General features: G+C 73.3%; 26 protein-coding genes and 1 pseudogene. 13 read left to right on the top strand and 14 right to left on the bottom strand.

Features of this window, described 5'->3' with window-relative positions:
* Window positions 1-46: 46 nt before the first annotated feature.
* From tatC to MFF54_RS07075, 3 genes are all read right to left on the bottom strand, one after another.
* Window positions 47-847: a twin-arginine translocase subunit TatC gene (gene tatC / locus MFF54_RS07085; protein WP_238301913.1), complete on the bottom strand. Its 801-nt coding sequence runs from the start codon at window positions 845-847 to the stop codon at window positions 47-49.
* Complete coding sequence (gene tatB, locus MFF54_RS07080; protein ID WP_238301912.1) at window positions 844-1,422, bottom strand: Sec-independent protein translocase protein TatB; 579 nt, start codon at window positions 1,420-1,422, stop codon at window positions 844-846. The genes tatC and tatB overlap by 4 nt, the downstream gene beginning before the upstream one ends.
* A gap of 144 nt (window positions 1,423-1,566) precedes the next feature.
* Complete coding sequence (locus tag MFF54_RS07075; RefSeq protein ID WP_238301911.1) at window positions 1,567-1,842, bottom strand: twin-arginine translocase TatA/TatE family subunit; 276 nt, start codon at window positions 1,840-1,842, stop codon at window positions 1,567-1,569.
* Between the two features lie 211 nt (window positions 1,843-2,053).
* Here MFF54_RS07075 and chrA point away from each other — a divergent pair, with 211 nt between their 5' ends.
* Window positions 2,054-3,448 carry a chromate efflux transporter gene (gene chrA, locus MFF54_RS07070; RefSeq protein WP_238301910.1) on the top strand — a complete coding sequence of 465 codons (1,395 nt, stop codon included), beginning with the start codon at window positions 2,054-2,056 and terminating at the stop codon, window positions 3,446-3,448.
* A 152-nt stretch (window positions 3,449-3,600) separates the two neighbouring features.
* Here the strand turns inward: chrA and MFF54_RS07065 are convergent, their stop codons facing one another.
* Window positions 3,601-4,179, bottom strand: a complete 579-nt coding sequence (locus MFF54_RS07065; RefSeq protein WP_238301909.1) for a c-type cytochrome — start codon at window positions 4,177-4,179, stop codon at window positions 3,601-3,603.
* A gap of 304 nt (window positions 4,180-4,483) precedes the next feature.
* Entirely contained in the window at window positions 4,484-5,764 is a 1,281-nt protein-coding gene (locus tag MFF54_RS07060) for a PQQ-dependent sugar dehydrogenase (RefSeq protein WP_238301908.1), read from the bottom strand.
* A 232-nt stretch (window positions 5,765-5,996) separates the two neighbouring features.
* Between MFF54_RS07060 and MFF54_RS07055 the strand changes: the two genes are divergently transcribed.
* Window positions 5,997-7,286, top strand: a complete 1,290-nt coding sequence (locus MFF54_RS07055) for a serine hydrolase domain-containing protein (protein WP_238301907.1) — start codon at window positions 5,997-5,999, stop codon at window positions 7,284-7,286.
* Between the two features lie 43 nt (window positions 7,287-7,329).
* Here MFF54_RS07055 and MFF54_RS07050 read toward each other — a convergent pair.
* Window positions 7,330-7,770: pseudogene (locus tag MFF54_RS07050) on the bottom strand (cupin domain-containing protein); the annotation flags it as partial.
* Between the two features lie 140 nt (window positions 7,771-7,910).
* Between MFF54_RS07050 and MFF54_RS07045 the strand changes: the two are divergent.
* Both MFF54_RS07045 and MFF54_RS07040 read left to right on the top strand, forming a co-directional pair.
* Window positions 7,911-8,117: a hypothetical protein gene (locus MFF54_RS07045; protein WP_238301906.1), complete on the top strand. Its 207-nt coding sequence runs from the start codon at window positions 7,911-7,913 to the stop codon at window positions 8,115-8,117.
* Window positions 8,118-8,302: 185 nt separating this feature from the next.
* Entirely contained in the window at window positions 8,303-8,536 is a 234-nt protein-coding gene (locus tag MFF54_RS07040) for a hypothetical protein (protein WP_238301905.1), read from the top strand.
* On the opposite strand, the gene MFF54_RS07035 is transcribed toward MFF54_RS07040, so the two are convergent.
* The 3 genes from MFF54_RS07035 to MFF54_RS07025 all read right to left on the bottom strand — a co-directional run bounded on the left by MFF54_RS07035 (window position 8,499) and on the right by MFF54_RS07025 (window position 10,314).
* Window positions 8,499-8,720, bottom strand: coding sequence for a hypothetical protein (locus MFF54_RS07035; protein WP_238301904.1), 222 nt, complete (start codon window positions 8,718-8,720; stop codon window positions 8,499-8,501). The two genes, MFF54_RS07040 and MFF54_RS07035, sit on opposite strands and share 38 nt — an antisense overlap.
* Before the next feature lie 126 nt (window positions 8,721-8,846).
* A complete protein-coding gene (locus tag MFF54_RS07030) occupies window positions 8,847-9,692 on the bottom strand; it encodes a metallophosphoesterase (RefSeq protein ID WP_238301903.1) in 846 nt (281 codons plus the stop codon).
* A gap of 13 nt (window positions 9,693-9,705) precedes the next feature.
* On the bottom strand, window positions 9,706-10,314 hold the full coding sequence (locus MFF54_RS07025) for a cation efflux transmembrane domain-containing protein (RefSeq protein ID WP_238301902.1): 609 nt from the start codon (window positions 10,312-10,314) through the stop codon (window positions 9,706-9,708).
* Window positions 10,315-10,672: 358 nt separating this feature from the next.
* Here MFF54_RS07025 and croR point away from each other — a divergent pair, with 358 nt between their 5' ends.
* From croR to MFF54_RS06995, 6 genes are all read left to right on the top strand, one after another.
* Entirely contained in the window at window positions 10,673-11,137 is a 465-nt protein-coding gene (gene croR, locus MFF54_RS07020; protein ID WP_238301901.1) for a 3-hydroxybutyryl-CoA dehydratase, read from the top strand.
* A gap of 130 nt (window positions 11,138-11,267) precedes the next feature.
* Window positions 11,268-12,083, top strand: coding sequence for a TrmH family RNA methyltransferase (locus MFF54_RS07015; RefSeq protein ID WP_238301921.1), 816 nt, complete (start codon window positions 11,268-11,270; stop codon window positions 12,081-12,083).
* Window positions 12,084-12,297: 214 nt separating this feature from the next.
* Window positions 12,298-13,881, top strand: a complete 1,584-nt coding sequence (gene crtI / locus MFF54_RS07010) for a phytoene desaturase family protein (protein WP_370880313.1) — start codon at window positions 12,298-12,300, stop codon at window positions 13,879-13,881.
* Between the two features lie 251 nt (window positions 13,882-14,132).
* Window positions 14,133-14,552 carry a DUF2141 domain-containing protein gene (locus tag MFF54_RS07005; RefSeq protein ID WP_238301920.1) on the top strand — a complete coding sequence of 140 codons (420 nt, stop codon included), beginning with the start codon at window positions 14,133-14,135 and terminating at the stop codon, window positions 14,550-14,552.
* A gap of 4 nt (window positions 14,553-14,556) precedes the next feature.
* Window positions 14,557-15,537 carry an ABC transporter ATP-binding protein gene (locus MFF54_RS07000; RefSeq protein ID WP_238301899.1) on the top strand — a complete coding sequence of 327 codons (981 nt, stop codon included), beginning with the start codon at window positions 14,557-14,559 and terminating at the stop codon, window positions 15,535-15,537.
* Window positions 15,534-16,730, top strand: a complete 1,197-nt coding sequence (locus MFF54_RS06995; protein WP_238301898.1) for an ABC transporter permease — start codon at window positions 15,534-15,536, stop codon at window positions 16,728-16,730. The genes MFF54_RS07000 and MFF54_RS06995 overlap by 4 nt, the downstream gene beginning before the upstream one ends.
* Before the next feature lie 20 nt (window positions 16,731-16,750).
* Here the strand turns inward: MFF54_RS06995 and MFF54_RS06990 are convergent, their stop codons facing one another.
* On the bottom strand, window positions 16,751-17,122 hold the full coding sequence (locus MFF54_RS06990) for a hypothetical protein (RefSeq protein ID WP_238301897.1): 372 nt from the start codon (window positions 17,120-17,122) through the stop codon (window positions 16,751-16,753).
* A gap of 160 nt (window positions 17,123-17,282) precedes the next feature.
* On the bottom strand, window positions 17,283-18,860 hold the full coding sequence (locus MFF54_RS06985) for a S8 family peptidase (protein ID WP_238301896.1): 1,578 nt from the start codon (window positions 18,858-18,860) through the stop codon (window positions 17,283-17,285).
* Between the two features lie 343 nt (window positions 18,861-19,203).
* Here MFF54_RS06985 and MFF54_RS06980 point away from each other — a divergent pair, with 343 nt between their 5' ends.
* From MFF54_RS06980 to MFF54_RS06970, 3 genes are all read left to right on the top strand, one after another.
* On the top strand, window positions 19,204-20,730 hold the full coding sequence (locus MFF54_RS06980) for a phytoene desaturase family protein (RefSeq protein WP_238301895.1): 1,527 nt from the start codon (window positions 19,204-19,206) through the stop codon (window positions 20,728-20,730).
* Between the two features lie 149 nt (window positions 20,731-20,879).
* Window positions 20,880-21,653: a lysophospholipid acyltransferase family protein gene (locus tag MFF54_RS06975; protein ID WP_238301919.1), complete on the top strand. Its 774-nt coding sequence runs from the start codon at window positions 20,880-20,882 to the stop codon at window positions 21,651-21,653.
* 10 nt (window positions 21,654-21,663) lie between these two features.
* Complete coding sequence (locus MFF54_RS06970) at window positions 21,664-22,827, top strand: glycosyltransferase family 2 protein (protein WP_238301894.1); 1,164 nt, start codon at window positions 21,664-21,666, stop codon at window positions 22,825-22,827.
* A 40-nt stretch (window positions 22,828-22,867) separates the two neighbouring features.
* Here MFF54_RS06970 and MFF54_RS06965 read toward each other — a convergent pair whose 3' ends face one another.
* The 3 genes from MFF54_RS06965 to MFF54_RS06955 all read right to left on the bottom strand — a co-directional run bounded on the left by MFF54_RS06965 (window position 22,868) and on the right by MFF54_RS06955 (window position 26,072).
* Entirely contained in the window at window positions 22,868-24,196 is a 1,329-nt protein-coding gene (locus MFF54_RS06965) for an NTP/NDP exchange transporter (protein ID WP_238301893.1), read from the bottom strand.
* A gap of 207 nt (window positions 24,197-24,403) precedes the next feature.
* A complete protein-coding gene (locus tag MFF54_RS06960; protein WP_238301892.1) occupies window positions 24,404-25,177 on the bottom strand; it encodes an NADPH-dependent F420 reductase in 774 nt (257 codons plus the stop codon).
* Window positions 25,167-26,072: an aldo/keto reductase gene (locus MFF54_RS06955; RefSeq protein WP_238301891.1), complete on the bottom strand. Its 906-nt coding sequence runs from the start codon at window positions 26,070-26,072 to the stop codon at window positions 25,167-25,169. Before MFF54_RS06955 ends, MFF54_RS06960 begins: the two co-directional genes overlap by 11 nt.
* Window positions 26,073-26,128 lie beyond the last annotated feature (56 nt).

The raw sequence follows: 26,128 nt of genomic DNA, 5'->3' as shown, positions 1-26,128 counted from the left end.
GCGCAGATCTCCCTCCCCCTCAGAGGGGGGAGGGAGAGCGTCGCGGTTACGGATCCAGCCCCTCGGCCTTGCGCCGCGCCGCCCGCAGCTTCTCGATGCGGGACACCGAGAGCACCGAGGCCTCGTAGAGCAGCAGCATCGGCAGCGCGAGCGAGAGCTGGGAGATCACGTCCGGCGGAGTCAGCACCGCGGCGGCCACGAAGACCAGCACGATGGCGTAACGCCGCTTCTCGCGCAGGAAGGCCGCGTCGATCACGCCGATCTGCCCGAGCAGCGTCAGGATCACCGGCAGCTGGAAGGCGAGGCCGAAGGCGAAGATCAGCGTCATGATCAGCGAGAGGTACTCGTCGACCTTCGGCAGGAGCTTGATCGTCGCCTCGCCCGGCTGCCCGATCTGCTGCAGCGAGACCGAGAACTGGATCAGCAGCGGCATCGCCAGGAAGTAGACCACCAGCGCGCCCAGCACGAAGAACACCGGCGTCGCCACGAGGTAGGGCAGGAAGGCCCGGCGCTCGTTGCGGTAGAGGCCCGGCGCCACGAAGGCGTAGATCTGCGTGGCGATGATCGGGAAGGCCAGGAAGCCGCCGCCGAACACGCTGAGCTTGATGTTGGTGAAGACCTGTTCGAGGAAGTGCGTCGCGATCAGCTCGGCGTTCTGCGATCCCACGATCGAGACGTAGGGGTGCACCAGGATGTTGTAGATCTGGCGCGAGAAGAAGAAGCACCCGAAGAACATCACCACGAAGGCGATCAGCGACTTGATCAGCCGCGCGCGCAGCTCGATCAGGTGCTCGAGCAGCGGGGCCCGCGAGGCCTCGATCTCGGCTTCGTCCGCCTCGTTGATCATCTGTCGGCCTCCGGCCGAGCACCGGCCTCCGGCCGAGCACCGGCCTCCGGCCGAACCGCGGCTTTCGGCGGCTCGGGCGTGCCGTAGGGGTCGTCGGCGGAGCCCGGAACGGGGAGCGGGGGCTCGGGCGGCGTCTGCGCCAGCATCTCGGGTTTCATGGCCTCGGGGCGGGGCACGTCGTAGCGGCCGCGCTCGGGCAGCGGCGCCTCGGCCTCGGCGGCCTTGAGCTGGGCGGTGGCGGCCGCCAGCGCGCCGGGGGCCGGCGCCTCGGCGGGCTTCTGCTCGCGCGCCTCGACCGCGCCCTTGATCTCGTCGCGGATGGTCTGGACCGGGTTGAAGCCGGTGCCCGCGCCCTTGACCGTGTTGCGGATGCCGTCGACCTCGCGGCGGACCTCGTCGAGCTCGGCCTCGCGGATCGCCTCGTTGAACTGCATCTGGAACTCGCCGGCCATGCGGCGCAGCTTGGTCGTGATCTGCCCGACGGTGCGCAGCGCCTTCGGCAGATCCTTCGGCCCGATGACGATGAGGGCGACGCCACCGATCAGCATCACCTCGCCCCAACTCATGTCAAACATGTGCTTGCCGACCTTGCCGACGGTCCCGCTGCTCGGGCGTCACGGAACCCGGAACGCCCCGGATGGGCCTCGCGCGAGGTCCTGCCGGGAGGGGCTTACACCACTTCGCGGCCGGCGGAAGCCCGATCCCGGATCGAAGGCGGATCAGACGGGCTTGCGCTCGCCGGCCGGCAGGTGGCTCGCCGGCACGGCGGTGCCGGGGCTGGTCTCGGCCGCGTGCGGGATGGTGCGCACGGGCTCGGCCGGCGCCACCGGGGTGGCCGGCGGCTGCGCGGGCGTCTCGTCGTCGGCCATGCCCTTCTTGAAGGCCTTGATGCCCTTGGCGACGTCGCCCATCAGGTCCGAGACCTTGCCGCGTCCGAACAGCAGCATCACGATGACGGCGACGACGACCCAGTGCCAGATACTCATGCTGCCCATGGCAACCTCCTGCGCCGCGGGCGGAACCTCTTCCGCGCGGCGACCGAACCCGTACTCGTAAGATCGCGCCGAACCTAGGGACGGGCTCGCCCGAACACAAGGCACGGGCGGCCCCGTGTCACGCGCCGGCGCCGGCCCGTCCCCTGTCGCCGCCTGGCGCCGCCTGTGCGAAGAGGCCGCTGGTACGCTCAAGCCAGGGGACAAGACACGCATGGCCACGCTCGGTTCGGGGGCCCCGGACGCGCCGCCTCCCCCTCCCCCGCCCGTCACCCTGGGACAGGCCGTGCCGGTCTGGGCCCGCGTCGCCGCCCTGTCCTTCGGCGGCCCGGCCGGCCAGATCGCCGTGATGCACCGGGTGCTCGTCGAGGAGCGGCGCTGGATCTCGGAGGCGCGCTTCCTGCACGCCCTGAACTTCTGCACGCTCCTGCCGGGGCCGGAGGCGCAGCAGCTCGCCACCTATGTGGGCTGGCTCATGCACGGCGCGCGCGGCGGCCTCGTCGCGGGCGGGCTGTTCGTGCTGCCGGGCCTCGTCGCCATCATGGCCCTGAGCTGGATCTACGTGCTCTACGGGCAGGTGGGGCCCGTGGCCGGGCTGTTCTTCGGGCTGAAGGCCGCCGTGCTGGCGGTGGTGGCGGAGGCGGTGCTGCGCATCGGCCGCCGGGCGCTGCGCGGTCCCGCCCTGGTCGGGCTCGCCGCCGCCGCCTTCGCGGCGCTCTTCCTCCTCGACGTGCCCTTCCCGCTCGTCGTGCTGGCGGCCGGGATCGTCGGCTATCTGGGCGCCCGGACCGGGCTGATGGCCTTCCGCGGCGGCGGCCACGGGGACGGCGGCCACGACGCGGGCGGCCCCTATCTGCTGGGCGACGCGGCGACCCCGCGCGAGCGCGTCGCGCCCGGCCGGACCCTGCGGGTGGTGGCACTCTGGGCCGCGGTCTGGCTCGTGCCGGTCGCCGCCATCCTCCTCGTGCTCGGCCCCGGCGACGTGTTCGGCCAGATCGCGCTGTTCTTCTCCAAGATGGCGATGGTGACCTTCGGGGGCGCCTACGCGGTGCTCTCCTACGTCGCCCAGCAGGCGGTGGAGCATTACGGCTGGCTCAAGCCCGGCGAGATGCTGGACGGCCTCGGCATGGCCGAGACGACGCCGGGCCCGCTGATCATGGTCACGCAGTTCGTGGGCTTCCTCGCCGCCTATCGGGCGCCGGGCGCGCTGCCGCCGCTCGTCGCCGGGACGCTGGGCGGTCTGCTGACCACCTGGGTGACCTTCGCGCCCTGCTTCCTCTGGATCTTCGCGGGCGCCCCTTACGTCGAGCGCCTGCGCGGCAACCGGGCGCTGGCCGGCGCGCTCGCGGCCATCACCGCGGCGGTGGTGGGGGTGATCCTCAACCTCGCGGTCTGGTTCGCCCTGCACACGCTGTTCCGGGCGCTGCACCCGGTCCGCCTCGGGCCCCTGCGGCTCGACGTGCCGGTCTGGTCGAGCCTCGACCCCTACGCCCTGGCGCTCGCGCTCGCCGCGATGCTCGCCCTGTTCCGTCTGCGCCTCGGCGTGCCGACGGTGCTCGCGGGCTGCGCCGCGGGGGGACTGGCCCTGCACGTCCTCGGGCTGGTCTGATCACGGGATCCCGAAGGATGGACCACCCTTCGGCGGGGTTCGGGGCGGCGCCCCGAAATCGGCTTTGCCGAACCACCAGGGCCAGGATCAGGCCCCTTGCCTAGACCAGCGAGAGGTCTCGACCTCTCGACTCCGTGCCCGTTCGGTCCCGCTCAGCGGTGCGCGAGGTAGTAGGACAGGGCCGCGATGTCGTCCTCCGAGAGGCCCTGCGCCACCTCGTTCATCGCCGGATCGTAGCCGGCGCGGGCGCCCGACTTGTAGGCGCGCAAGGTCGCCAGCAGGTAGTCCTCGCGCTGGGCGCCGATGCGCGGGATCTGGTCCTGGCCGGCGAGATCCGCCCCGTGGCAGGAGCCGCACTGGTGCTTGGCCGCGAGCGCCCTGGCCGACTCCATCCGGGCCGGGTCGGGGTTCGCCTCCGGCTTCGGCGCCGGTAGCTTCGCCACCGCCTCGCCCAGCGTGCGCAGGTCGTCGTCCGAGAGCCCCTCGGCCATCGCGTTCATCGGGTCGGCGACCCGCTGGCGCTCGCGGAACAGGTAGAGCTGCGTGACGACGTAGTCCGCCGGCATCGCGCCGAGCGAGGGCACGCCGGGATTGGCCGAGGTGCCGCCCTCGCCGTGGCAGGCGAGGCAGGCCGGCAGCCGCTCGGCCGCGCTCTGGCCGGCGCTCTCGGCGAGCGCCGGCGCGGTGAGGAGGGCGAGGAGGCAGAGGGCGGGCGGCGCGAGGCGGCGCATGGGCTTGGGTCCTGTGTTGGTGGTCGGCATTGCCCGAAAGGCCTGCCGAAAGGGTCGCGCGGGCGCCGCATCTTCCCTCCCTCCTCTGCGGGGGAGGGAGGGCCGGCCGTCAGGCCGGGTCGGGAGAGGGGAACCCGCTTGCCGTATTGGGCGCGGCCTTCATGCAGGGCTGGAGACCGACCCTGAAGCGCTCACCCCTCTCTGCGGGACTTCGTCCCGACCGACCCGCTTCGCGGGCCACCCTCCCCCGCAGAGGGGGGAAGGGAAAGCGTCGCGGCCGGCGGGAAGCGACGCGCCCTCCCCCTCACTGCGCCGCGCTGATGCGGTAGACCGCGCCGTTGTAGTCGTCCGAGACCAGCAGCGCGCCGTCACGCGCCACCAGCACGTCCACGGGCCGGCCGACATAGCGGTTGTCCTGCAGGAAGCCGGTCAGGAACGGCTCCAGGCCCGTCATCTTGCCGTCCGCGCCGAGACGCGCCACCACCACGTCGCCGCCGAGCTTCTGCGTCTTGTTCCACGAGCCGTGGCGGGCGATGAAGATCGCGTTCCGGTAGGCCTGCGGGAACTGCTCGCCCGTGTAGAAGCGCATGCCGAGCGCCGCGGTGTGCGGCCCGAGCAGGCCCGCCGGCGCCGTGAACTCCGCGCAGGAGCGGCCCCAGCCGTATTCCGGGTCGGTGAAGTTGCCCTGGTGGCAGAACGGGTAGCCGAAATGCTGCTTGCCCGGCTCCGAGAGCACGTTCAGCTCGTCGTTCGGGATGTCCTCCGAGACCCAGTCACGGCCGTTGTCGGTGAAGGTGAGCTGCTTCGTCTGCGGGTTCCAGTCGAAGCCCACCGTGTTGCGCACGCCGCGGGCCACCACCTCGACGTTCTTTCCGTCGAGGTCCATCCGGCGGATCTGGGCGTGGGTGTCGGGCGGGTTCAGGATGTTGCCCGGCGCGCCGACCGGCACGTAGAGCTTCTCGTCCGGGCCGATCGCGATGAACTTCCAGCCATGCGCCTCGTCCTTCGGGAAGTCGTCGCTGACGAGGACGGGTTTGCCGGGCGTGTCGAGGTTGTTCTCGATGTCGTCGAAGCGCCAGATCTTCGAGAGCTCGGCGACGTAGAGCGCGCCCTTGTGGAAGACGACGCCGTTCGGCCGGTGCAGGCCGCTGGCGATGACCTTGACCTGCTGTTTCCCATCGACGGTCCGCACGGCGTAGACCCGGTCGAGCGAGCGCGTGCCGACGAAGAGCGTGCCCTTGTCGCCCTGCGCCAGCGAGCGGGCATTGGCGAGCCCGCTGGCATAGACCTCGATCTTGAAGCCGTCGGGCACCTTCAGCTTGTCGAGGGGCAGGCGGGCGGCCGGCGTCGGCAGCGGCGGCCCGGCGATCGGGGCGAGCTTGGCGGCCTCGCCGCCCTCGGGCCGGCCGAAGAGGGCCGAGCCGCGGTCCTGGGCCGGGGCGGGGGCGCCCCCGGGCTTCGGCGCGGGTGCTTCCGCGCTGCCCGGGGTCGGCGTGCCGCTCGGCGCCTGCTGCGCCCCGGCGGGCCCGAGGGGCAGGAGCAGTCCGGCCAGAAGCAGTCCGGTCAGGCGTGCGGAACGCGGCATCGTTGGCGTCTCCCGTGTGCGGATCGTGTGCGATGAGGCCAGAGGCCTCCCATCCCGGGCCGGGGCATACAACCCAGGGATTGTAAATTCACGCCTCGATTGTGTGCCTCTGTCATCCGCGCACAGGCAAGGCGGGCGGCCCGCGCTTGGCGGCGGCGGCCGCCTCCGGCATCGTCGCGGCCGGCATCGCGGGGCGGTCTAAGGATCCCGGCGAGCGTTCGGGAGGTTGCGCGTGGTTCTGAGACGTCTGGTGTCGGTGCTCGCCCTGGCGGGGTTCGCCTCCGCGGCCGTGGCGCAGGAGGCGCCGCTCCCGCCGCCGCTCCCCCGGGCGGACCCGGCCGAGATGGGCTTCTCGCCCGAGCGCCTCGCCCGCATCGGCACGGTGCTGAACCGCGAGGTGGCGGAGGGCCGGATGCCCGGCGCCGTCCTGATCATCGCCCGCGAGGGAAGGGTCGTGTTCCACGAGGCCTACGGCTTCCGCGACAAGGCCGCCGGCGCGGCGATGCCGCGGGACGCGCTGTTCAACATCGCCTCAATGACGAAGCCGATGACGGCGGTGGCGGTGCTGGGGCTCGTCGAGCGCGGCGACCTCGTCCTCGACGATCCCGTGAGCGCCTACCTGCCGGGCCGCTTCGCCGACCAGCGGGTCGCGAGCCTCGACCTCGCGGGCAAGCTCGCCGGCACGGTGCCGGCCGCGCGACCGGTCTCGCTGCGCGACCTCCTCACCCATACCGGAGGCCTCGTCTATGGCGGGCGCGGCACCACGGAGGTTCACCGGATGCTCCCCGCGGGCAGCGTCGCGGCGGCCAAGGAGCTCGACGGCGCGCAGTTCCTCGACGCGCTCCAGGCCGCGCCCCTGCTGCACCAGCCCGGCACGGTCTGGGATTACGGCTTCGGCCTCGACATCGCCGGCCTCGTGGTCGAGCGGCAGACCGGCCGCACGCTCGACGCCTATCTCGCCGAGACGCTGTTCGGCCCGCTCGGCATGCGCGACACCGGCTTCGTGATCCCGCCCGGATCCGCCGATCGCTATGCCCGGGCACTCCCCGCGGATCCGGCGACCGGCAAGCCGCAGGTGCTGGAGCCCGACGCCACCCGGCCGACGAAGTTCGCCTGCGGGGGCGGCTGCGCCGTGTCGAGCGCGGAGGATTACCTGCGCTTCGCCCTGGCGCTGATGAACGAGGGCGAGCTCGGCGGGCGCCGGGTGCTGAGCCCGGTCTTCACCCGCGCCATGCTCACCGACCAGCTCGGTCCCGGCGTGCGCAACCTCATCGGCAACGCCGACCCGACCAGGGCCGATTACGGCTTCGGGCTCGGGCTCGCGGTGCGCACCCGACCCGGGGTGGTGCGGCTCCTCGGCTCGGTCGGCGACTTCTCCTGGCCGGGCGCCAGCGGCACGAACTGGTGGGTCGACCCGGGCCGCAAGCTTGCCGTGGTGTTCATGGCCCACACGCCGGGCGCCGCCCGCTGGCGCTACCGCTACCTGATCAACAGCCTCGTCTACCAGGCGCTGGAGCGGTAGGGCCGCCGTCCGGCCCGGGCCCAAGGGCCGGCCCGGGCCCCTGGGCCGGCCGCAGGGCGTCGAGGTCGGGCCGCAGCACCACGCTCTCCTGCTCGTTCGGGTCGGTGCGGGCGATCACCGCGGTGCAGGGCTCGGTCGGGCTCGGGTTGTAGGGCAGGTGCGGCACCCCGGCCGGGATGTAGAAGAAGTCGCCGGGCCGCACCGTCGCGTGGTGCTCCAGCCGCGCGCCGTACCAGCAGCCCGAGGTGCCGCTGAGCGCGTAGATCGCGGTCTCGTGGCCGGCGTGCAGGTGGGCCCGGGCCCGGGCGCCCGGCGGGATCGTCACGAGCTGGAGATGGATGCCCCGCGCGCCCACGCTCTCGGCCGAGATGCCGACCGCGTAGTCGAGCCCCTGCTTGCCCGTGAAGGACGCCCCGGCCCGGACGAGGCGGCACGCCGGCAGGCCGGCCTCCCCGGCGGCATCCTCCTGCGCGACAGGCTCCATCGTGATGGTCTCCGGCACGGCCGGCCGGGATGATGCGCCTTTCCGGGGGCGCGGGAAAGCGTCGCGCGCCGGGGAGAGCCGGGAGACCGCGGGGCACGCGCCGCGTTGGTCGCGCATCCGGCACGCAGCGGAGGCGCGCGATGAACGAGGACGAACGGGACGGACAGGGGACGGCGCGGTCCGACGCGCTCTCGAAGGAGCCGCCGATCTCGGACGGCCAGAGCGGCCGCCCGCGCGACGAGACGATCGCGCAGACCGGGGCCGGACTGCCGAACGACACCGGCGAGCCGGTCCAGATCGACGCGGACGAGGTGCGGCGGATCGAGGAGAAGATCCGCCGGATGTGAGGCGTCCCGCCTCGCATCAGGATTTTCTTCACGGCCCAGCTGAAACCTTCGCCCGCGGCGCTCATTTCTTGAGGCAAACTGTCACAGGACGGAGCCTCGCCCGGCGCGCGGGACGCGTCGTGCCGCGAGGCTCCGGTTCGAGGCCGGCGGCGGCGGGAAGGGCGTCGCTCCGGCGAGGAGCGATCATGCGCCAGTGCGGAATCCTGAGCCCGAACCGATCGAGCGTCACCGGCGATCCCCAGCTGAACGGGATCGGCCACGCCCTGGAGCAGCTCTACGCGCCGGTGCTGGCAGAGGGCGTGCCGGAGGCCTGGCTGCGCCTGCTCGGACGGGCGGGCGCGCCAAACGATCCAGGCCGGGCGGAGGACGCTGCGCGCGACCCTACCCGCCCGCCTTCACCCGGCGGCACTCGGTCTTGAGGTAGGTGGTCCGACCGACCTCCTCGCGCAGGTCCGTGCGGGCGATGATCTCCTGCCAGCCGTTGGTGCAGCCGAGCTCGTTGGCGACCTTCACCTTGCGCACCTCGATGGCCCGGTCGTCGGTGCAGTCCGCCTGCGCGAGCCCGTTGGCGCAGACCAGCACCACGGCGATGAAGCTGTTCATGGGGGGCGTCCTCCCGGCCGCGCCTGTTCTCAGGCGGCTTCTGATCACCGGACAAGCTAGCGCCGCCTCGGCCCCGGGCGAGCGGCCGCCCCGCGGCACGCGCCCGCAGCCCCGGTCGTCGCCCCCTTATCCGACCTCCAGCACCAGATCCGGCCGGAAGGTCCGGCCCTCGACCGGGTTCGCCACCCAGCGGCAGCGGCCGAGGCGCATGTCGTGCCCGGCGTGGAAATGGCCCGAGATCCAGAGGTCCGGGCGCGCCGGGTCGGGCAGGTCTTCCAGCACGGTGGTGGCGTAGAAGGCCGGGACCCACCAGGGCACGCCGGGCGCGTCCCGGTAGGCGTCCGCCGCGCGCGGGCTCGCCGGGTGGTGGGTGATCGCGACCGTCGGGCCGTCGTGGGGCCGCGCCAGGCCCGCCAGCAGGTCGGCGCGCTCGGCCGCGTGGGCGCGCATCGCGTCCTCGGGCTGCCAGGGCGTGCCGTCGGCGTTGCGGATCGCCCCCAGATACTCGCGCGAGCCCGTGACCGGGTCGGTCATGCGGGCGGCCGCGTAGGCCACCGGGTCGGCGGGGCGCTCCGGCGTGTCGGGTCCGAGCCAGCGCCCGGCGAGCGCCCAGTCGCTCCACAGGGTCGCGCCGACGAAGCGCACCCCGCCGATCACGCAGGCCGCGCCCCGCTGCAGCAGGTGGATGCGGGCGCCCGTCCCGTTCAGGCGCGCGACCTCGGCCTCCAGCGCCGCCAGGAGCTGGGGCGCGGTGCGGGGATCGCCGGTCGGGGCGTAGCGCTCGTGGTTGCCCGGCACCAGCACGATCGGGCGCCCGCCCGCGAGGGCGAGGAGGGCGGCGAGCCCCTGCTCGGGATGGCCCTCGTAGAGGTCGCCCGCGCAGGCGAGCACGTCGAAGGCGCCCGCGGGCGCCGGGATCAGCTCGGGCCGGCGCCGCTCGAGATGCAGGTCGGAGATCGGGAACAGGCGCATCGAGGCTTCCCCGTCAGGTTCCCTCGGCGGCGCGCGCCGCCCGCCGCTCGGCCCGCGCCGCCCGGAAGACGTCCGCGGCGGAATCCGCGTTGATGACGGCGATGATGGCCGCCGCCGCGAGGTCCGGCCAGGGCGAGACCCAGAGCACGGTGACGAGGCCGGCCGCGATGATGGCGAGGTTGGCCCAGGCGTCGTTGCGGGCCGAGAGGTAGGCCGCCCGGGTCAGGCTGCCCGAGCCGTGGCGGTGCCGCGCCAGCATCAGCGCGCAGGCGAGGTTGACGGCGAGCGCCCCCAGGCCCGTGAGCGTCAAGGGCACCGGGGCCGGGGCGGTGAAGTCCGACAGCTTGTCCCAGGCGGCCCAGGCGGTGGCGAGCGCCGGCACCAGGAGGATGAAGGCCATCACCGTCCCGAGCCGGGCGCGGTTGGCCGCCGACCAGCCGAGACCGGCGAAGATCAGCAGGTTGATCGCCGCGTCCTCCAGGAAGTCGAGGCTGTCGGCGATGAGCGCGACCGAACCGATGGCGACCGCCACCGCGATCTCGATCCCGAAATAGCCGAGGTTCAGCGCCGCCACGCGGGCGACGACGGGGCGGAGTTCGGGCGAGGGGGCGAGCTTCGGCACGGGCGGCGTCCCTGGAATCGGCCGCCTCTTCGCCGATGCCGGGCCTCCTGTCGAGGGCGCCGGTCCTCGCCCAGGCCCCGCACAAGTCCGCACAAGTCGGAAGCGCCCGACCGCCATGGAGCGGGCGGCACCGATGCGGTGGGCTGAGCGGAGGCCGGGATCCTGCATCCCGCTCCTCGTGGCGCACGGCCCCTCGCCGCGGCGTGAAGGCGAAGGAAGGCGAAGGCTCGCATTGCACCAAAGTCCGCTGCCGCCGCCCGCCGCAGGGCACGGCCCGAGACTGGATTCCCGCGCGCGGCTGTGCGAGGCCAGCGGCAGGCGCCGACACGGGCGCGATCGACTCAAGGGAGCCCGTCCGATGTTGCCCGAGCTGCGCGTTCTGTACTTCGAGGACCTGGAGGTCGGCCTCTCCGAGACCCTCTCGAAGGTGATCGCCTCCTCCGACGTGGTGGGCTTCGCCGAGATCACCGGCGACCGGAACCCGATCCACCTCTCCGAGCATTTCGCGGCGCGCACGCCCTTCGGCACCCGCATCGCCCACGGCCTCTACACGGCCGGGCTGATCTCGGCGGTGCTCGGCACGCGCCTGCCCGGCCCCGGCGCCGTCTACATCAGCCAGACCCTGAACTTCCGCGCGCCCGTGCGCATCGGCGATACGGTCGACGTCACCGTCGAGGTCGCCGAGCTGGTGCCCGAGCGCCGGCGCGCCCGGCTCAAATGCACCTGCGCGGTCGGCGGCGAGATCGTGCTCGACGGCGAGGCCCTGGTGAAGGTGCCGACCAAGGCCGAGGCCGACCCGCTGGCCGCCCGCCAGAAGGCGTGAGCGGCTCCGTGCAGGGCTCCGCCCTGCACCCGCGAGTGGCCATGGCCTCTCGACACCGGGACGTGAGGAACCCGTGACGCCCGTCGCGATCGACGATCCGGCCGATCCCCGGCTCGCGCCCTACGCCGCCATGCGCGAGCGCGACCTCGTCGGGCGCCAGGGCCGCTTCATCGTCGAGGGCGAGGTCACGCTCCGGCTGATGGCCTCGCAGCGCGCCCGCTTCCGCACCGAATCCGTGCTGCTGGCGCCCGAGCGCTGGCCGGGGCTGGCCGACGTGCTGGACGCGCTCGACGCGCCGGTCTATCTCGCGGGCAAGACCGTGATGAGCGCGGTGGCGGGCTTCCCGATCCACCGCGGTGTGCTGGCCGTGGGGCTGACGGGCGATGCGCCGGAGCCCGCCGCCCTGGTTCCGCCGCCGCCCGCCCCGGCCCTGGTGCTGGGCCTCGCCGGCCTGACCAACCACGACAATGTCGGGGCCTGTTTCCGCAACGCCGCCGCCTTCGGGGCCGACGCGGTGCTCCTCGACGCCGCGAGCTGCGACCCGCTCTACCGCAAGGCGATCCGCGTCTCGGCAGGCGCCGCCCTGATCACGCCCTTCGGGCGCCTCCCCGCGGGGGCGGACTGGCTCGCGATCGCCGAAGCCCTGGCGCTCGAGCCGCTGGCGCTCAGCCCGTCCGGGCACGAGACGCTCGACGCCGCGCCGCCTCCGGCCCGCGCCCTCCTGCTGCTGGGTACCGAGGGGCCGGGCCTGCCCGCCGGCCTGATGGCACGCGCCCGCACCCTGCGCATCGCGATGGCGCCGGGCTTCGACTCGCTCAACGTCGCGACCGCGGGCGCCCTCGCCCTGCACCGGCTGGCCGGCGCGACCGGCCGGCTCGCCCCCTCTCTCGCGTCGTCTCCCGCCCCGTCCCCCGCGGCCGGCCCGGATCGGCGCGGAGAGTGCTGACATAACAGTTTCAACCGCGTCCCCCTCTCATCCATTTTCCTGTTTGCGGCTTCGCGCGACAAAGAGATGCAATTGCCGAATGCCGAATCACATCTAGCTTGGCTGTGAGCGGAGGGATGGCGGCGCGGCCTCAGAGAGGCTTCGGCGCGGCCCCGATGCGGATCGTGCGTCGCGGGTTTGGGAGACGGGAGCGTTGCTTCACGCGGGAGACGGCATGCGGAGGCTGACCGGACGCCGGGTCGTCATCGTCGGCGCAGGGCCCGGTGGCCTGGCCTCGGCCCTGCTGCTCGCGCGCGCCGGGCTCCACGTCACCCTGATCGAGCGGGACGCCCAGGTCGGCGGCCGCACGAAGACCGTCGAGGCGCCGGGCGGCTACCGCTTCGACATCGGCCCGACCTTCTTCCTCTATCCCCAGATCCTCGCCGACATCTTCGAGAGCTGCGGCGAGCGGCTGGAGGACCATGTTCGGCTGGAGCGGCTCGACCCGCAATACCACCTCGTCTTCGAGGGCAAGGACGCCGCGGGCCGGGACGGGATCTCCGGCGAGATCCGCGCCACCGGCGACGTGGAGCGCCTGGAGGCGGAGATCGCCCGGATCGCCCCGGACGACGCCCGGAACGTGAAGACATTCTTCGCCGAGAACCGGACCAAGCTGACCTTCTTCAAGCCGGTGCTGGAACAGGCCTTCCACCGCTTCCGCAGCATGGCGAGCCCGGCGATGCTGGCGGCCCTGCCCTACCTCCATCCCGGCCGCAGCGTGGACAAGGATCTGCGGCGCTACTTCGCCGACCCGCGGGTGCGCCTCGCCTTCTCGTTCCAGACCAAGTACCTGGGCATGTCGCCCTTCCGCTGCCCCAGCCTGTTCACGATCCTCTCGTTCCTCGAGTACGAGCACGGGGTCTACCACCCGGTCGGCGGCTGCGGCGCGGTCTCGGAGGCGATGGCGGGCTTGGCCAGCCGCATGGGCGTCGACATCCGCCTGAACACGTCCGTCGAGCGGGTGCTGTTCGAGGGCAAGAAGGCGGTGGGCGTGGTCGCCGGCGGCGAGACGCTGCGGGCCGACGCCGTGATGATCAACGGCGACTTCGCCAAGGTGGTGCCGGAACTCGTGCCGGAGGCGCGCCGTCCGCGCTGGCGCGACGCCAAGGTCGCCAAGGCCCGCCTCTCCTGCTCGACCTTCATGCTCTATCTCGGCATCGAGGGCCCGATGCCGGCGGGTCTCGGCCACCACACCATCCTGCTGGCCGACCAGTACGAGCGCAACATCCGCGAGATCACCGAGGGCACGCTGCCGATGCAGCCCTCGATCTACGTGCAGCATGCGGGCTTCACCGACGGCGGCATGGCGCCGCCCGGCCACACCGCCCTCTACGTGCTGGTGCCGGTGCCGAACCTGAAGGCCGGCATCGACTGGGCGGCGACCCGGGAGAGCTACCGGGCCCTGGTGCTGGAGCGCTTGAAGCTCCTCGGCATCGAGAACCTCGAGGCGCGCATCCGCTACGAGCGCATCGTCGACCCGACCCAGTGGCGCGACGACTTCGCGGTGCACGAGGGCGCCACCTTCAACCTCGCCCACGACCTGATGCAGATGCTGTGGTTCCGGCCCCACAACAAGTTCGGGCCGGGCCTCTACCTCGTGGGCGGCGGCACCCATCCGGGTTCCGGCCTGCCGGTAATCTACGAGGGCGCGCGCATCTCCGCCCGCCTGCTGATCGAGGACCTGCTCGGCGCCCGCGTGCCCGCGAGCGCGGGCCTGCCCGAGACGGCCCCGCTGGCGACCGGCGGCGAGGCCTCGTGAGGCGGTTCGAGGCCGAAGCTCTCTCTCCCCCCTCTGCGGGGGAGGGTGGGCCGGCCGTAAGGCCGGGTCGGGAGAGGGGAGCGACGGTGCAGAATAACGCTCGCCATCGACGCTGCGCCTCCGCCGGAAGCGTGGTTCCCCTCACCCGACCTCCTTCGGGGGCCACCCTCCCCCATCCCAAGTCGGGCCTGCCTGACTTGGGCACTGGGGAACGGAGCTCGGGCAAGCCCGAGGTCCGCGGGGGGAGGGGGATCCGAGCCTTCTTCCTCCTCCTCCCCCTCCTCCTCCCCCTCCCCGCACAGGCCGCCGGCCTCCAGGTCACCGTGGACGGGATCGAGCCCGGCGGCGGGGCGGTCTACGTCACGCTCTGCCAGGGCGGGCTGTCGGAAGCCGCCTGCACCCTCGGGCAGGAGGCACCGGGGACAGTCGAGGCCCGGACCTTCGTGTTCCCGGGCGTCCCCCCCGGCACCTACGCGGTCGCTGCCTACCAGGACCGCGACGGCGACGGCCGGCTCGGCCGCACCGGGCTCGGCCTGCCGACCGAGCCCTACGGCCTCTCGGGCGGTGCCGGCCGACGGGCGCGGCCGAGCTTCGAGGAGGCCGCCTTCGCACTTCGCGAGCCCGGTGCGGCGATCCGGGTCCGGCTCGCCCGCGCCCTGCCCCGGCGCTGAGCCGGTGGCGCCGCTCCTCGCCTGCAGCGGGCTCGGCCTCGCCTATCGCGAACGGCCGGTCCTCGAGGGGCTCGACCTCGCGCTGGGGCGGGCCGAGATCCTGGCGCTGCTCGGCCCCAACGGGGCGGGCAAGACCACGCTGATGCGGCTCGTGGCCGGCCGCCTCGTCCCCGATGCCGGCACGGTGCGGGTGGCGGGCCGCGACCCGCGCGCCGACGCGGACGCGCGCCGCGCCGTCGGCTGGGTGCCCCAGGAGATCGCGCTCTGGCCGCGCCTGAGCGTGGCCGAGAATCTCGGCGTCTTCGCGAGCCTCGCGGGCCTGCCCCGCCGCGAGCGGCGCGGGGCGGTCGCCGCCATGCTGGCGCTCGCCGAGATCGAGGCGGTGGGGGCAAGCCTCGTCGGCCAGCTCTCCGGCGGCTACCAGCGCCGGGTCAATATCGCGGCCGGCCTGATCGGGCGGCCCGCCCTCGTCCTCCTCGACGAGCCGACGCAGGGGGTCGACCGGGCCGCCCGCGCGGCGATCCACGCCATGCTGCGGCGCCTGCGCCGGGCCGGCACCGCGATCCTCGTCGCCACCCACGATTTCACGGAAGCCGAGCGGCTGGCCGACCGGGTCGCCTTCCTGCGCGGCGGTCGGATCGTGCGCGAGGGGCCGCTGGCCGCCCTGCTGGCAAGCCTCGCCGCCGGCCCGCCCGAGCGCGAACTTCTCCTCTCCGACATCCCCGACGACGCCGCCGAGCGGGCCCTGCGCCGGGCCGGCTTCGCGCCCGACGGCGACCTCGCCTGGCGCGAGGCGGGATCGGGATCGGGCGCGGGGCCTCGTCTCGACGGGGCCGCCCTGCTCGGGCGCCTGCGCGCCGAGGGCGTACCGGTGAGCGAGGTGCGGGTGCGCGCCCCCGGCCTGGAGGCCCTCTACCGCTCCGCCCTGGAGACCGGCCCGCCCGCCGCGCCGGCCCCCGCCCCGACCCTGGAGCCGGTCCGATGATCGGCGCCGCCTTCCGGGTGATGGCCCTGACCCTGCTGCGCGACCGCGCCGCCCTGGTGATGGCCTTCGTGTTGCCGACCGTGATCTTCGCGATCTTCGCGGCGATCTTCTCCGGCGCGGTGGGCGACCGCATCCGCATCCATCTGGGGCTCGCCGACCTCGCGGGCACGCCCTCGACCACCCGCCTCGTCTCGGCGCTGGAGGGCGACACGTCCTTGCGCGTCACCCGGCTCCCGGCGGATCTGGCCGCCGCCACGGCGGCGGTGCGCGCGGGCGAGGTCGACGTCGCGCTGGTGCTGCGCGGCGATCTCGGCGCGCCGCCCGCCGGCAGCGCCGACGCCGCCCACCCGGTGGTGCTCGTCGAGAACCCCGCCAAGGCGCTCGCCACCCCGATCGCGCTGGGGCAGCTCCAGCGGGTGCTGAACGAGGCCCTGCCGGACGTGGTGCTCTCCCGCGTCGTCGCGGACGTGGAGCGCACCGGCAAGATCGGCCCGGACGAGCGCGCCTTCCTGGACGCGGCCTTCGCGGAGCAGCGCGCGAAGAAGGAGCCCTTCAGCTTCTCGGCGCTGGTCGAGCGGCGCAGCACCGATGCCGCCTCGGGCAACGCCCGGGTGAGCTACTATGCGGGGGCGATCGCGGCGGTGTTCCTGCTGTTTGCCGCCATGCAGGGGGCGCTCTCGCTGGTCGAGGAGCGCGAATCGGGCCTCGCCGACCGGCTCAGCGCCGGGCCCGGCGGCCTCGGCGTGATCGTCCTCGGCAAGTTCCTGTTCCTGACGCTCCAGGGCGTGGTCCAGGCCGGGCTGATCTTCGGCGCGGCGGCCCTCCTCCACGGCGTCACGATCGGCCCGCACTGGCCGGCCTTCCTCGCCACCTGCGGGCTCGTCGCCGCCATGGCGGCGGGGCTGGCGCTCGCCGCCTGCGCGGTCGCCGCGACGCGCCAGCAGGCGCATCTGGCCGCGACCTTCGGCGTGCTGCTGCTCTCGGCGGTCGGCGGCAGCATGGTGCCGCGCTTCCTGATGCCGCCCTGGCTGCAGCAGGCCGGCTGGTTCACCCCGAACGCCTGGGCGATCGAGGCCTTCCAGGGGGCGCTCGGCGAGGGCACCGCGCTCCTCGCCTGGGCCGTCCTCGCCGCCCTCGCGCTCGCCGGTCTCGGCGCGGCGCTCGCCCTCGTGGCCCGGCGGACGGCCGGCTGAGGCGGGCCCGGTCGGGCCGCTCAGCGTCCGCGCTGGGCGTTCGGCCAGATCGCCGAGACGCTCGACATGCGCGCGATCCGGCCGATCTGCTCGCCGTTCGCCGTCACCACGAAGCTGCCGGCCGCCGACAGGTAGGTCTCGGGAAGCCTGCCGGTGATGCTGGCGATGTCCTCCTTCGACGCCTCGATCTTCCGGCCCGCCTCGGCCGCGGAGGAATCCGGCGCCGCGAAGCGGAAGCGCGGCTTGCCCCGCAGATCCGGACGGAGCGGTGCGGCGGCCTCGAGCTTCGGCATCGGCAGGTCGAGCTCGACGATCACCGTCCGGGGCCGCGGGGCCTCGGCGACGGCGGCGTCGCGCAGCTCGTCCGACCGAATCTTCTCGAGGACAGCCACCGGGAGATCCATCGTCGTGGTCCCATGCGAGATTCGCCAGCGAATCACCCTTAGGTAGGGATCCTAGTACGGCCGGGCGAGCGCCTGAACGCGGGCCAGCATGCGGCATCGGGGTTACTGGCCGCTTGACACACCGGATCGGCGGGCGCCCCGGTCCGGATCAGCCGTAGCCGAGCTCCTTCGCAAAGCCGATCGCCCGCAGGATGTCGAGCCGGCCGAAGCCGTAGCGGTGGTTCTGCCCGGCCTCGCCGAGTTCCTCGGACGAGCCGGTCAGCAGGTCTTGGATCAGGAAGGCGCGATCGCCCGGCGGCTCCTTCTTGATCGCCGTCGCGCTCAGGAGCAGCGCGATTGCCCCAGCGACGTGCGGGGTCGCCATCGACGTTCCGTTGAAGTGCTCCCAGCCCCCGCCCGGCACCGACGACCAGACCGCCACGCCGGGCGCCGAGATCTCCGGCTTCGAGTACAGCAGCGGCAGGGATTCCGCCGGAAAGTAGCTCGACGTCTGGATGATCTGCGTCCGCCCGCCGCTGAAGCCCGCCGCGAGATCGTTCTGGTCCGTCGCGCCGACCGCGAAGGCGAAGTAGTCGCTTCCCGGGGACCCGCTGGTCTGGCTGCCCTCGTTGCCGATGGCCGCGACGACCGGGATCCCGACCCGCATCGCGCTCAGGATGGCGCGCGTGTAGGTGTTGGGCGTGGTCGGCCCGAGCACGAAGGCGCCCAGCGACAGGCTGATCACGTCGACGCCGCGATTGACCGCCCAGTCGATGCCCGCCAGCACCTGCGCGTCGGTGCCGCCCGTCTTGCCGTCGAGCACGAGGGCGGCCGCCAGCCGGGCCTCCGGCGCCACCCCGATCCAGCGGCCGCTGGTGTTGCCGCCCACGATCGTGCCCGCACAGTGCGTGCCGTGCCGGTCGCTGTCGCGCGGCGTCGAGCCCGGCACCTGCACGCCGTTCGCGTCGAATTCGGCCCAGTGCGCGATCTTCCCCTTCAGGTCGGGATGGTTCGGGTCGACCCCCGTGTCGAGCAGCCCCACGAGGACGCCCTTCCCGCGGGCCCCGTAGCCGCCCCACGCCGCGAGGGCGCCGATGCGGCGGATGCCCCAGCTGCTGGCCTTGTTGTCCTCGATCGCCTCGGGAACCTTGCGCGGCACGGCCACGGGCGGCACGAAGAGCTGCCGGTTCGGGTAGATGTCCTCGATGCCCGGGACCGAGGTGATGATCCTCTGCAGGTCCTCGCCCCGCACCGGGATCATCGCGCTGCTCGACGTCCAGAACGGGATCGGGTCCGCGCTCCCCTCCCGCGTCGCCGAGACGGCCGCGCGCGCCTCCCGCACCGCGTCCGAGCGCATCAGAGGATCGAGCGCCTTGAGGCTCTCGGCCCGCAGGCCCGCGACGGTGCTCAGGGCGCCGCGCGGGTCGATCACGGCCGCGACCTCGGCCGCCAGGCTCTGGCGGTTGTCCGGATCCGTCCGGAACGCCACCCCGTTGGACGCGCGGCCGCCCCGGCGGCCCCTCTGCGGTGCGGCAGGCCGATCCGCGCGGAGGACGGGCAGGAAATCCCGCGCCGAGATCGACAGCCGCCGCCGGTGGAAGGCGGCGGAGATCGTGTTGATGATCGCGTCCTCCTCCTCGTCGCGACGCCGCATCCGCACGATCACGTTGTAGGTCGGGCCGTCGGCGGTGTCGCGGATCATCTCGACCTGCCTCGCGAGGCGGCGCTGGACGTCATCTGAGTTCACGGATTGCCCCTTCCCCACGCGGCTGACACGTCGTACGGTGATCGTCTAGGTTCTTATTCATTACCTAGAGTTTTGCAATCCGCGCATCGCAAGCTCCTTCGAGGGACTTGGACGCGCGGAGCGGCGTGGAGGCCTGCTGGGGCGGAACGCCGCGCGGATCGAGCTGCCGGGCGCGCACAGCCGTCCGACCGGTTCGGCGGCGGACCGGGCTCCCCGGGGCCGGCCGCGGGGACGTGTCCGGCCTTCGCGGTGCCGTCGCGCGACACCGCCGCGCGTTGACGGAGAACTGCCAAGGTCTAGCTTCTCTTGTGCAGGCCTCGCTGCAGCAGGAGTGGTGTTCGGTATGAACCAGGGTTCTTCGGTCGCCGTCATCGGCAGCGGCCTGGGCGGGCTCGCCGCCGCCTGCGTCTCGGCGGCGCGCGGCCACCGCGTCACCCTCTACGACAAGAACGACTGGCTCGGCGGCAAGGCCGCGGTGCTGCACGAGGGCGGCTTCCGCTTCGACATGGGGCCGACCATCCTCACGGTGCCCCGCGTGCTGGAGCGGATCTTCTCGGAAGCCGGCCGCGACATCAACGACTACTTGGATCTCCGCCGCCTCGACCCGCAATGGCGCTGCTTCTTCGACGACGGCACGCGGATCGACCTGATGCAGGACGTCGCCACCATGGCGGCGGAGATGGACCGCTTCGTGCCCGGCGCCGGCGCGGGGGAGGGCTATAAAAAATTCCTCTCCATCTCCGAGCACCTGCACGGGGTCTCGGAAAAATTCTTCTTCTGGAAGCCGGTCGAGGACCTGTTCGACACGATCAACATCCGGGCGAACATGAACCCCGGCACCCTGCGGGATGTGCTCTCCTTGCGCATGCACGCCTCGGTCGCCAGCACCATCCGCGGCAAGGTGAAGGACGCCCGCCTCGCCCAGATGCTCGACCACTTCGTGCAGTATGTCGGCTCCTCGCCCTACGGCGCGCCGGCGGTGCTCTGCGCCATCGCCCACATGCAGACGGCGGACGGAGTCTGGTACCCGATGGGGGGCACCCGCGCGGTGGCCGAGGCGCTGGCCAAGCTCGCGGGCGAGCTCGGCGCGACCCTGAAGCCCGGCTCCGAGGTGACGGGCCTCGACATCGAGAACGGCGCGGTGCGGGGCGTGCGGACGCGGGACGGCACCGCCGCCTTCGACGCCGTGATCTCCAACATGGATTCGGTGCGGACCTACAAGGAGCTGGTCGGCGGCGAGGTCGGCCGGGCCTACGAGAAGAAGAACCCCGAGCCCGCCTGCTCGGGCGTGGTGCTCTATCTCGGCCTCAACAAGCGCTACGAGCACCTGAACCACCACGACTTCGTGTTCTCGCGCGATCCCGAGGAGGAGTTCGACTGGATCTACCGGCGGGGCGAGCCCGCGCCCGACCCGACCGCGTATCTGGCCGCCCCCTCCTCCACCGACCCCTCGGTGGCGCCCGAGGGCGGCGAAGCGCTCTACGTGCTGGTGCACACGCCGTATCTGCGGCCCCACCACGACTGGTCGACGATGTTCCCGGCCTACCGGCAGGTGATCCTCGACAAGCTCAAGCGCACGGCCGGGATGCCGGATCTCGAGGAGCGCATCGTGGTCGAGCGCCACCTGACGCCGCAGGACATCCACGACCGCTACAAGGTGCTGAACGGCGCGATCTACGGGCTGGCCTCGCACGGCCGCGTCATGGGCGCCTTCAAGCCGGGCAACCGCTCGCGGCAGGTGCGCAACCTCTACCTCGCGGGCGGCGCCGCCCATCCGGGCCCCGGCATGCCGATGGTGATGATGTCCGGCTGGATCGCCGCCGACGCGCACGACCAGGACGCCCGAGGCGGCCTCCGCCAGTCGGCATGACGCTCTCCGAACCCCCTGCCCCGCCCCCGATTGATCCCGAGGGCGGCGCGGCCGCCCCGGCGGAGGCGCGGCGCGTGGCGGAACCGAGACGGCCCGGACGGCGCGAGGCGGCCGATCTCCACCCCGTCTCGCCCCGGCTCTGGGGGTTCATGCTCGGCTATTTCGAGCGCTTCGTGGGGCGCCACCTCAACGCGCTGCGGCTTGCCCGCTGGGGCGAGCCGCGGGGGCTCGACCATCCGGGCCCGATCGTCGTCTACTGCAACCACCCGGCCTGGTGGGACGCCGCGGTGCTGATCGTACTGGCGGGCCGGCTCTTTCCCGGCCGCGAGGGCCGCGCCCCCTTCGACGCCGCCGTGCTCGGCAAGTACCGCATCTTCGAGCGGATGGGCGCCTTCGGGGTCGATCTCGACAGCCCGCGCGGGGCGGCGGCGTTCCTGGCCCATGCCCGCGCCATCCTCGCGGCGCCCCACCGGATGCTCTGGATCACCGCGCAGGGGCGCTTCAGCGACGTGCGCGCAAGGCCGCTGGCCTTGCGCCCCGGCGTCGCCCGGCTGCCCGAGATCGCTCCCGACGCCCTCGTGCTGCCGCTGGCCGTCGAGTACGCCTTCTGGGAGGAGCGCGGCGCGGAGGCCTTCGCGGCCTTCGGGGCACCGATCCTGGCCCGCGACCTCCTCGCCCTGCCCCGCCCCGAGCGCCTCGCCCGGCTGGAGCGCGAGCTCACCGCCACCCTCGACCGGCTGAGCGCCGACGTGGTCGCCCGCGAGCCGGAGCGGTTCCGCGCGCTCGTCGCCGGCCGCAAGGGGATCGGCGGCGTCTACGACCTCTGGCGGCGGCTCGGGGCGCTCGTCGCCGGCCGCCGCTTCGACCCGGCTCATAGGACCGAGCCCGGGACCGAGCCCAGCTCCCGGAAGCCCGCACCATGATCCGGAATCCATGACCGCCGACGCCCTGCTCACCGGGCTGGCGCTCGCCTGCCTGATCGTCGCGGCCCAGCCCGCGCTGTTCGCCGTCCTGAACCTCGCCCTGCTGCGCACGCCGACGCCCGAGCCGGACCCTGGACCTGCGGGCTCCGGCCTCGTCTCGATCCTGATCCCGGCCCGCAACGAGGCCGAGCGGATCGGCCCGACGCTGGCGGCCGCGCTCGGGAGCACCGGCACGCCCGTCGAGGTCCTGGTCGGCGACGACCACTCGACCGACGGCACCGCCGCGCTCGTGCGGGCGATGGCCGCCCGCGATCCGCGCCTGCGCCTCGAAGCCGTCCCGCCGCTCCCCGAGGGCTGGACCGGCAAGAACAACGCCTGCGCGTACCTCGCCACAAGAGCGCGGGGCGCGTTCCTGCTGTTCATCGACGCCGATGTGCAGCTCGCGCCCGAGGCCGCCGCGCGCCTCGCCGCCCAGGCCCGGCGGGGTGGGGCGGGGCTCGTCAGCGCCGTGCCGCGCCAGCGCATGGACAGCCTGGGCGAGCGGCTCACCGTGCCGATGATCAACCTGCTGCTCGTCGGCTACCTGCCGGTCCTCGCCATGCGCCGCTCGCTGCACCCGAGCCTCGGAGCGGCCTGCGGGCAGATGATCCTGGCGACGCGCGCCGCCTACGCGGAGACCGGCGGCCACGGCGCCATCCGGGCCTCCCTGCACGACGGGGTGCGGCTGCCGCGCCTCTTCCGCCGCCACGGCCTGCGCACCGACCTCGCGCTGGGCCGCGACCTCGCCCTCTGCCGGATGTATGGGGGTTTTCGCGAGGCCTGGGCGGGCTTCTCGAAGAACGCCCACGAGGGCATGGCGACGCCGCGCGCCCTGCCGGTCTGGACGGCTCTGCTGCTGCTCGGCCACGTCCTGCCCTGGGGGCTCGTCGCGGCCGGGCTCCTCGGCGCCCTGCCGCCCGCCGCCCTCGCCTACGCGCTCGCCGCCCTCGCCCTCTCGCTCGGCACCCGGGCGGCGGTGACGCTGGGCACCGGCGAACCGGCGGCGACGATCCCGCTGCACCCGCTGATCGTGCTGACCGCGCTCGCCATCCAGTGGAACGTGCTGCTGCGCCGGGAGCGCGCCGGCGCCGCGACCTGGAAGGGGCGGAGCTACCCCGTGGGGGGCGCCGAGTAGGGGCAGGCGCGGCATCCGGGGTGATGAGCCGGAACGCCCCTCAGATCCCAGCCCCGTGCCCGTCCGGCGTCGCGCCTTCCGCCTCTTGCGCGCGGCGCGCCTGTTCCCGGCCGAGCCAGAGGCTGTTGACGAGCCAGGCGGCCGAGAGCGGGACCGCCACGATCGCCGCCGCGGTCGCCCCGAGGCCCAGCGCTCCGATCCCCGCGAAGGACCACGCGCCGACCTGATCGCCCAGGCGGTAGACCACCGTGTCGATGAAGCTCTTGGCCTTGTAGCGGTCCTCGCGCGGCACCACCGTGAACAGCACCTCGCGCACCGGCCGGCTGATCGCGAAGTTGCCGGCGCGCCGCAGCACCTGGAACGCCACGATCGCCGCGATGGTGGGCGAGACCGCCAGCGCCGCGAAGCCCAGCACGCTGAGAGCCGGCAGGATCGCCAGCGTCGGACCGACGCCGATCGCCCGGGTGATGCGCCCGGTGAGGAAGAGCTGCACGCCGAGCGTCAGCACGTTCACCGCGAGATCGACGCTCGCGAAGAAGGCCGTCTGCGCGGCCCGGTCCGGGAAGCTGCGCTTGGCGATGCCCGCCTGCTCGAAATACAGGAAGGTCGAGGTCACCGCGAACAGCAGCAGGAACAGGCTGATGTTCAGGAGGTAGGGCGAGGCGAGCGTCCGGGTGATGCCCGCGAACACGCTGCCGCCGATCGGCGCGGCCCGCGCCTCCGCCTCGGCCGGGACCCGGTGCAGCCCCGCGGCGTGGCGGGCGAGCCCGCGCATGCTGAACACCGCCGCCTCCAGCAGCAGCACCGCGCCGAGCATCAGCCCCCAGGTCGGCACGGAGCGGGCGAGGCCCGCCGTCAGGCTCGAGCCCGCGATGGCGCCCAAGGTCGCGCCCGCCGCGATGAAGCCGAACAGGCGCTTGCCCTGTTCGGTGGAGAACACGTCCACGATGGTGGCCCAGAAGATCGAGACCACGAACAGGTTGAAGATCGACAGCCAGACGAAGAACACCCGCCCGATCCAGACGTCCCACTCGGGCGGCGCCCCGTAGAGGGCCAGCGCGAAGAGCAGGATGTGGCTGGCGAAGAACCGGTAGGTCAGCGGCACGAAGCGGGCGCGGGGCAGGCGCTTGACCAGCCACGCGAAGGGCAGGTTGAGCGCCAGCATGCCGACGAGCGTGGCGGTGAACAGCCAGGGCAGGTTCTCGATCCCGCCGGCCACCCCCATCTGGTCGCGGATCGGCCGCAGCACGTAGTAGGCCGCCAGGATCGCGAAGATGTAGGCCCAGGCCCAGGCCAGCACCCGTCCCTCGCCGGGGCGGACATCGATCAGGCGGGCGAGGACGGGGCGAGGGGGGACGATGTCAGCCATGAGAGCCCACCCTCCCCCCTCTGCGGGGGAGGGTGACCCCTGCGTCAGCAGGGGTCGGGTGAGGGGAACCCAGCTTCAGGATCGGGCTGTGCCCTGCATGAAGGCCATCCCCACTCTTGACGCTGGGCTCCCCTCTTGCGTGACTTCGTCCCGGCTCCCCCTGCTTCGCAGGGTACCCTCCCCCGCAGAGGGGAGAGCGCTGAGCCCTCACTGCGCCAGCCCGAGCTTGGCGCGCAGCTCCGGCGCGGTGAGATCGTGGCCGAAGCCGGGCGAGCCCATCGCGAACTTGGAGGCTTCCCCGAGGCCGCCGACCACCAGCGGCTCGAAGCCGGCGTCGCGCACCAGCCCCTCGGCGACCTTCAGCGCCTGCGGATCGTCGCCCGCGATCGGGATCGCCATCCGTCCCCCCTCACGGCCCCCCTCACGGCCCGCCGCGTTCTTGGCCGCGTTCTTGGCCGAGTTCTTGGCGAAGACCCGGTAATTCGCCGCGTTGAAGGCGCGCACGAGCTTGGCCCCGGGAAAGAACTTCGCCGAGGTCGCGCCGATGCCCTCCGCCTGGACCGCGTCGAAGAGCTCGCCGTCGCGCGCCTTCGTGGCGTTGCCGGCATCGAGCACCACCTTGCCCTTGAGCGCCGGGCCGATGCTCTTCGACAGATCCGGATAGGCCTTGTAGGGGACCGCCAGGAACACGACGTCGCTCGCCGCCACCGCCTCCTCGGGCGTGCCGGTGCGGGCCCCGGCGGAGTCGGCGAGCGGCTTCAGCGCCTCCGGGTGGCGCGAGGCGAAGGTCACCGTGTGCCCGGCCTTGGCCCAGAGCGGGCCGATCGTGCCGCCGATATTGCCGCCGCCGATCACCGCGATCGTCATCGGCGCGTCCGCAATCTTGGGCTCGGCCTCTTTGGGCTCGGCCGCGGCGGGGCCGGCGAGCGCCAGCGCGAGGCCGAGCGCCAGACCGGCGCGGCGGGTGAGGTCAGAGCGCATCGATGAAGGCCTCCATCTGGCGGCGCTCGGCGGCGTCCGGCAGGCGCCCGCGCGCGGCGGCGCAGTTGTCCTCGACGTAGGCGACCTTCGCCATGCCGGGGATCGGGCAGGTCACGGCCGGGTGGCCGAGGACGTATTTCAGGAAGAATTGCGGCCAGGTCTCGCAGCCGAAGGCCTTGGCAAAATCGGGTAGCGGCTTGCCCTGCACCGCCTTGAACAGGCGGTCGCGCCCGAACGGCACGTTGACCATCACGGCCACGCCCTTCTCCGCCGCGAGCGGCAGCACCCGCTCGGCCGCCGCCCGGTTGTCGACCGCGTAGTTCACCTGCACGAAGTCGAGGGGCTCGGTCCGCAGCACCGGCTCGAGGGCGTCGAACTGCCCGTCGCGCCAGACCGTGACGCCGACGTAGCGGATCTTTCGCCGGTCCTTCAGGTCGCGCAGCGTGGCGAGGTTCGTCTTCGTGTCGATGAGATTGTGAACCGCCACGAGGTCGATCACGTCGACGCCCATCCGCTCGAACGAGCGCTGGATCTCGGCCCGGCCGCCCTCGGCGCCGGAGGCGCTCACCTTGCTGGCCAGGAACACCTTCTGGCGCAGGTCGCCCTTGGCGAAGATCTTCCCCAGCACGTCCTCGGCGGTGCCGTAGCTCGGCGCGGTGTCGATCACCGAGCCGCCGAGTTCGACGAAGCGGCGCACCGCCTCCTCCAGCGGTGCCACCTTGTCGGGGGTGGGCTCGACCTCGTAGCGGCGCGAGGTGCCGATGCCGATCGCCGGCAGCATCTCGCCGCTCTTCGGGATCGGCCGGCGGATCAGCCCCGCCTCGGCGGCGGCGCGGCGGGGCAGGAGCGGGGCGAGCGCGCCGGCAGCGAGCAGGGCGCGGCGGGACAGGGACATCGAGGCCTCCGCGAAGGGCGACACAGAAGGACGCTTCGGGAGCCCTCAACTAGGGC

It is taken from the genome of Methylobacterium gregans (genome assembly GCF_022179245.1).
In the GTDB taxonomy this organism is placed as follows: Bacteria; Pseudomonadota; Alphaproteobacteria; order Rhizobiales; family Beijerinckiaceae; genus Methylobacterium; species Methylobacterium gregans.
Note: the sequence above shows the minus strand (reverse complement) of the source record. Positions and strands in the feature narration are given on the sequence as shown.

Excerpts from the sequence above, each read along its gene's own strand:
- tatC (WP_238301913.1), bottom strand. The coding sequence starts at position 847 with ATGATCAACGAGGCGGACGAAGCCGAGATCGAGGCCTCGCGGGCCCCG.
- tatB (WP_238301912.1), bottom strand. The coding sequence starts at position 1,422 with ATGTTTGACATGAGTTGGGGCGAGGTGATGCTGATCGGTGGCGTCGCC.
- MFF54_RS07075 (WP_238301911.1), bottom strand. The coding sequence starts at position 1,842 with ATGGGCAGCATGAGTATCTGGCACTGGGTCGTCGTCGCCGTCATCGTG.
- chrA (WP_238301910.1), top strand. The coding sequence starts at position 2,054 with ATGGCCACGCTCGGTTCGGGGGCCCCGGACGCGCCGCCTCCCCCTCCC.
- MFF54_RS07065 (WP_238301909.1), bottom strand. The coding sequence starts at position 4,179 with ATGCGCCGCCTCGCGCCGCCCGCCCTCTGCCTCCTCGCCCTCCTCACC.
- MFF54_RS07060 (WP_238301908.1), bottom strand. The coding sequence starts at position 5,764 with ATGCCGCGTTCCGCACGCCTGACCGGACTGCTTCTGGCCGGACTGCTC.
- MFF54_RS07045 (WP_238301906.1), top strand. The coding sequence starts at position 7,911 with ATGAACGAGGACGAACGGGACGGACAGGGGACGGCGCGGTCCGACGCG.
- MFF54_RS07040 (WP_238301905.1), top strand. The coding sequence starts at position 8,303 with ATGCGCCAGTGCGGAATCCTGAGCCCGAACCGATCGAGCGTCACCGGC.
- MFF54_RS07035 (WP_238301904.1), bottom strand. The coding sequence starts at position 8,720 with ATGAACAGCTTCATCGCCGTGGTGCTGGTCTGCGCCAACGGGCTCGCG.
- MFF54_RS07030 (WP_238301903.1), bottom strand. The coding sequence starts at position 9,692 with ATGCGCCTGTTCCCGATCTCCGACCTGCATCTCGAGCGGCGCCGGCCC.
- croR (WP_238301901.1), top strand. The coding sequence starts at position 10,673 with ATGTTGCCCGAGCTGCGCGTTCTGTACTTCGAGGACCTGGAGGTCGGC.
- MFF54_RS07015 (WP_238301921.1), top strand. The coding sequence starts at position 11,268 with ATGCGCGAGCGCGACCTCGTCGGGCGCCAGGGCCGCTTCATCGTCGAG.
- crtI (WP_370880313.1), top strand. The coding sequence starts at position 12,298 with ATGCGGAGGCTGACCGGACGCCGGGTCGTCATCGTCGGCGCAGGGCCC.
- MFF54_RS06995 (WP_238301898.1), top strand. The coding sequence starts at position 15,534 with ATGATCGGCGCCGCCTTCCGGGTGATGGCCCTGACCCTGCTGCGCGAC.
- MFF54_RS06980 (WP_238301895.1), top strand. The coding sequence starts at position 19,204 with ATGAACCAGGGTTCTTCGGTCGCCGTCATCGGCAGCGGCCTGGGCGGG.
- MFF54_RS06975 (WP_238301919.1), top strand. The coding sequence starts at position 20,880 with ATGCTCGGCTATTTCGAGCGCTTCGTGGGGCGCCACCTCAACGCGCTG.
- MFF54_RS06970 (WP_238301894.1), top strand. The coding sequence starts at position 21,664 with ATGACCGCCGACGCCCTGCTCACCGGGCTGGCGCTCGCCTGCCTGATC.
- MFF54_RS06965 (WP_238301893.1), bottom strand. The coding sequence starts at position 24,196 with ATGGCTGACATCGTCCCCCCTCGCCCCGTCCTCGCCCGCCTGATCGAT.
- MFF54_RS06960 (WP_238301892.1), bottom strand. The coding sequence starts at position 25,177 with ATGCGCTCTGACCTCACCCGCCGCGCCGGTCTGGCGCTCGGCCTCGCG.
- MFF54_RS06955 (WP_238301891.1), bottom strand. The coding sequence starts at position 26,072 with ATGTCCCTGTCCCGCCGCGCCCTGCTCGCTGCCGGCGCGCTCGCCCCG.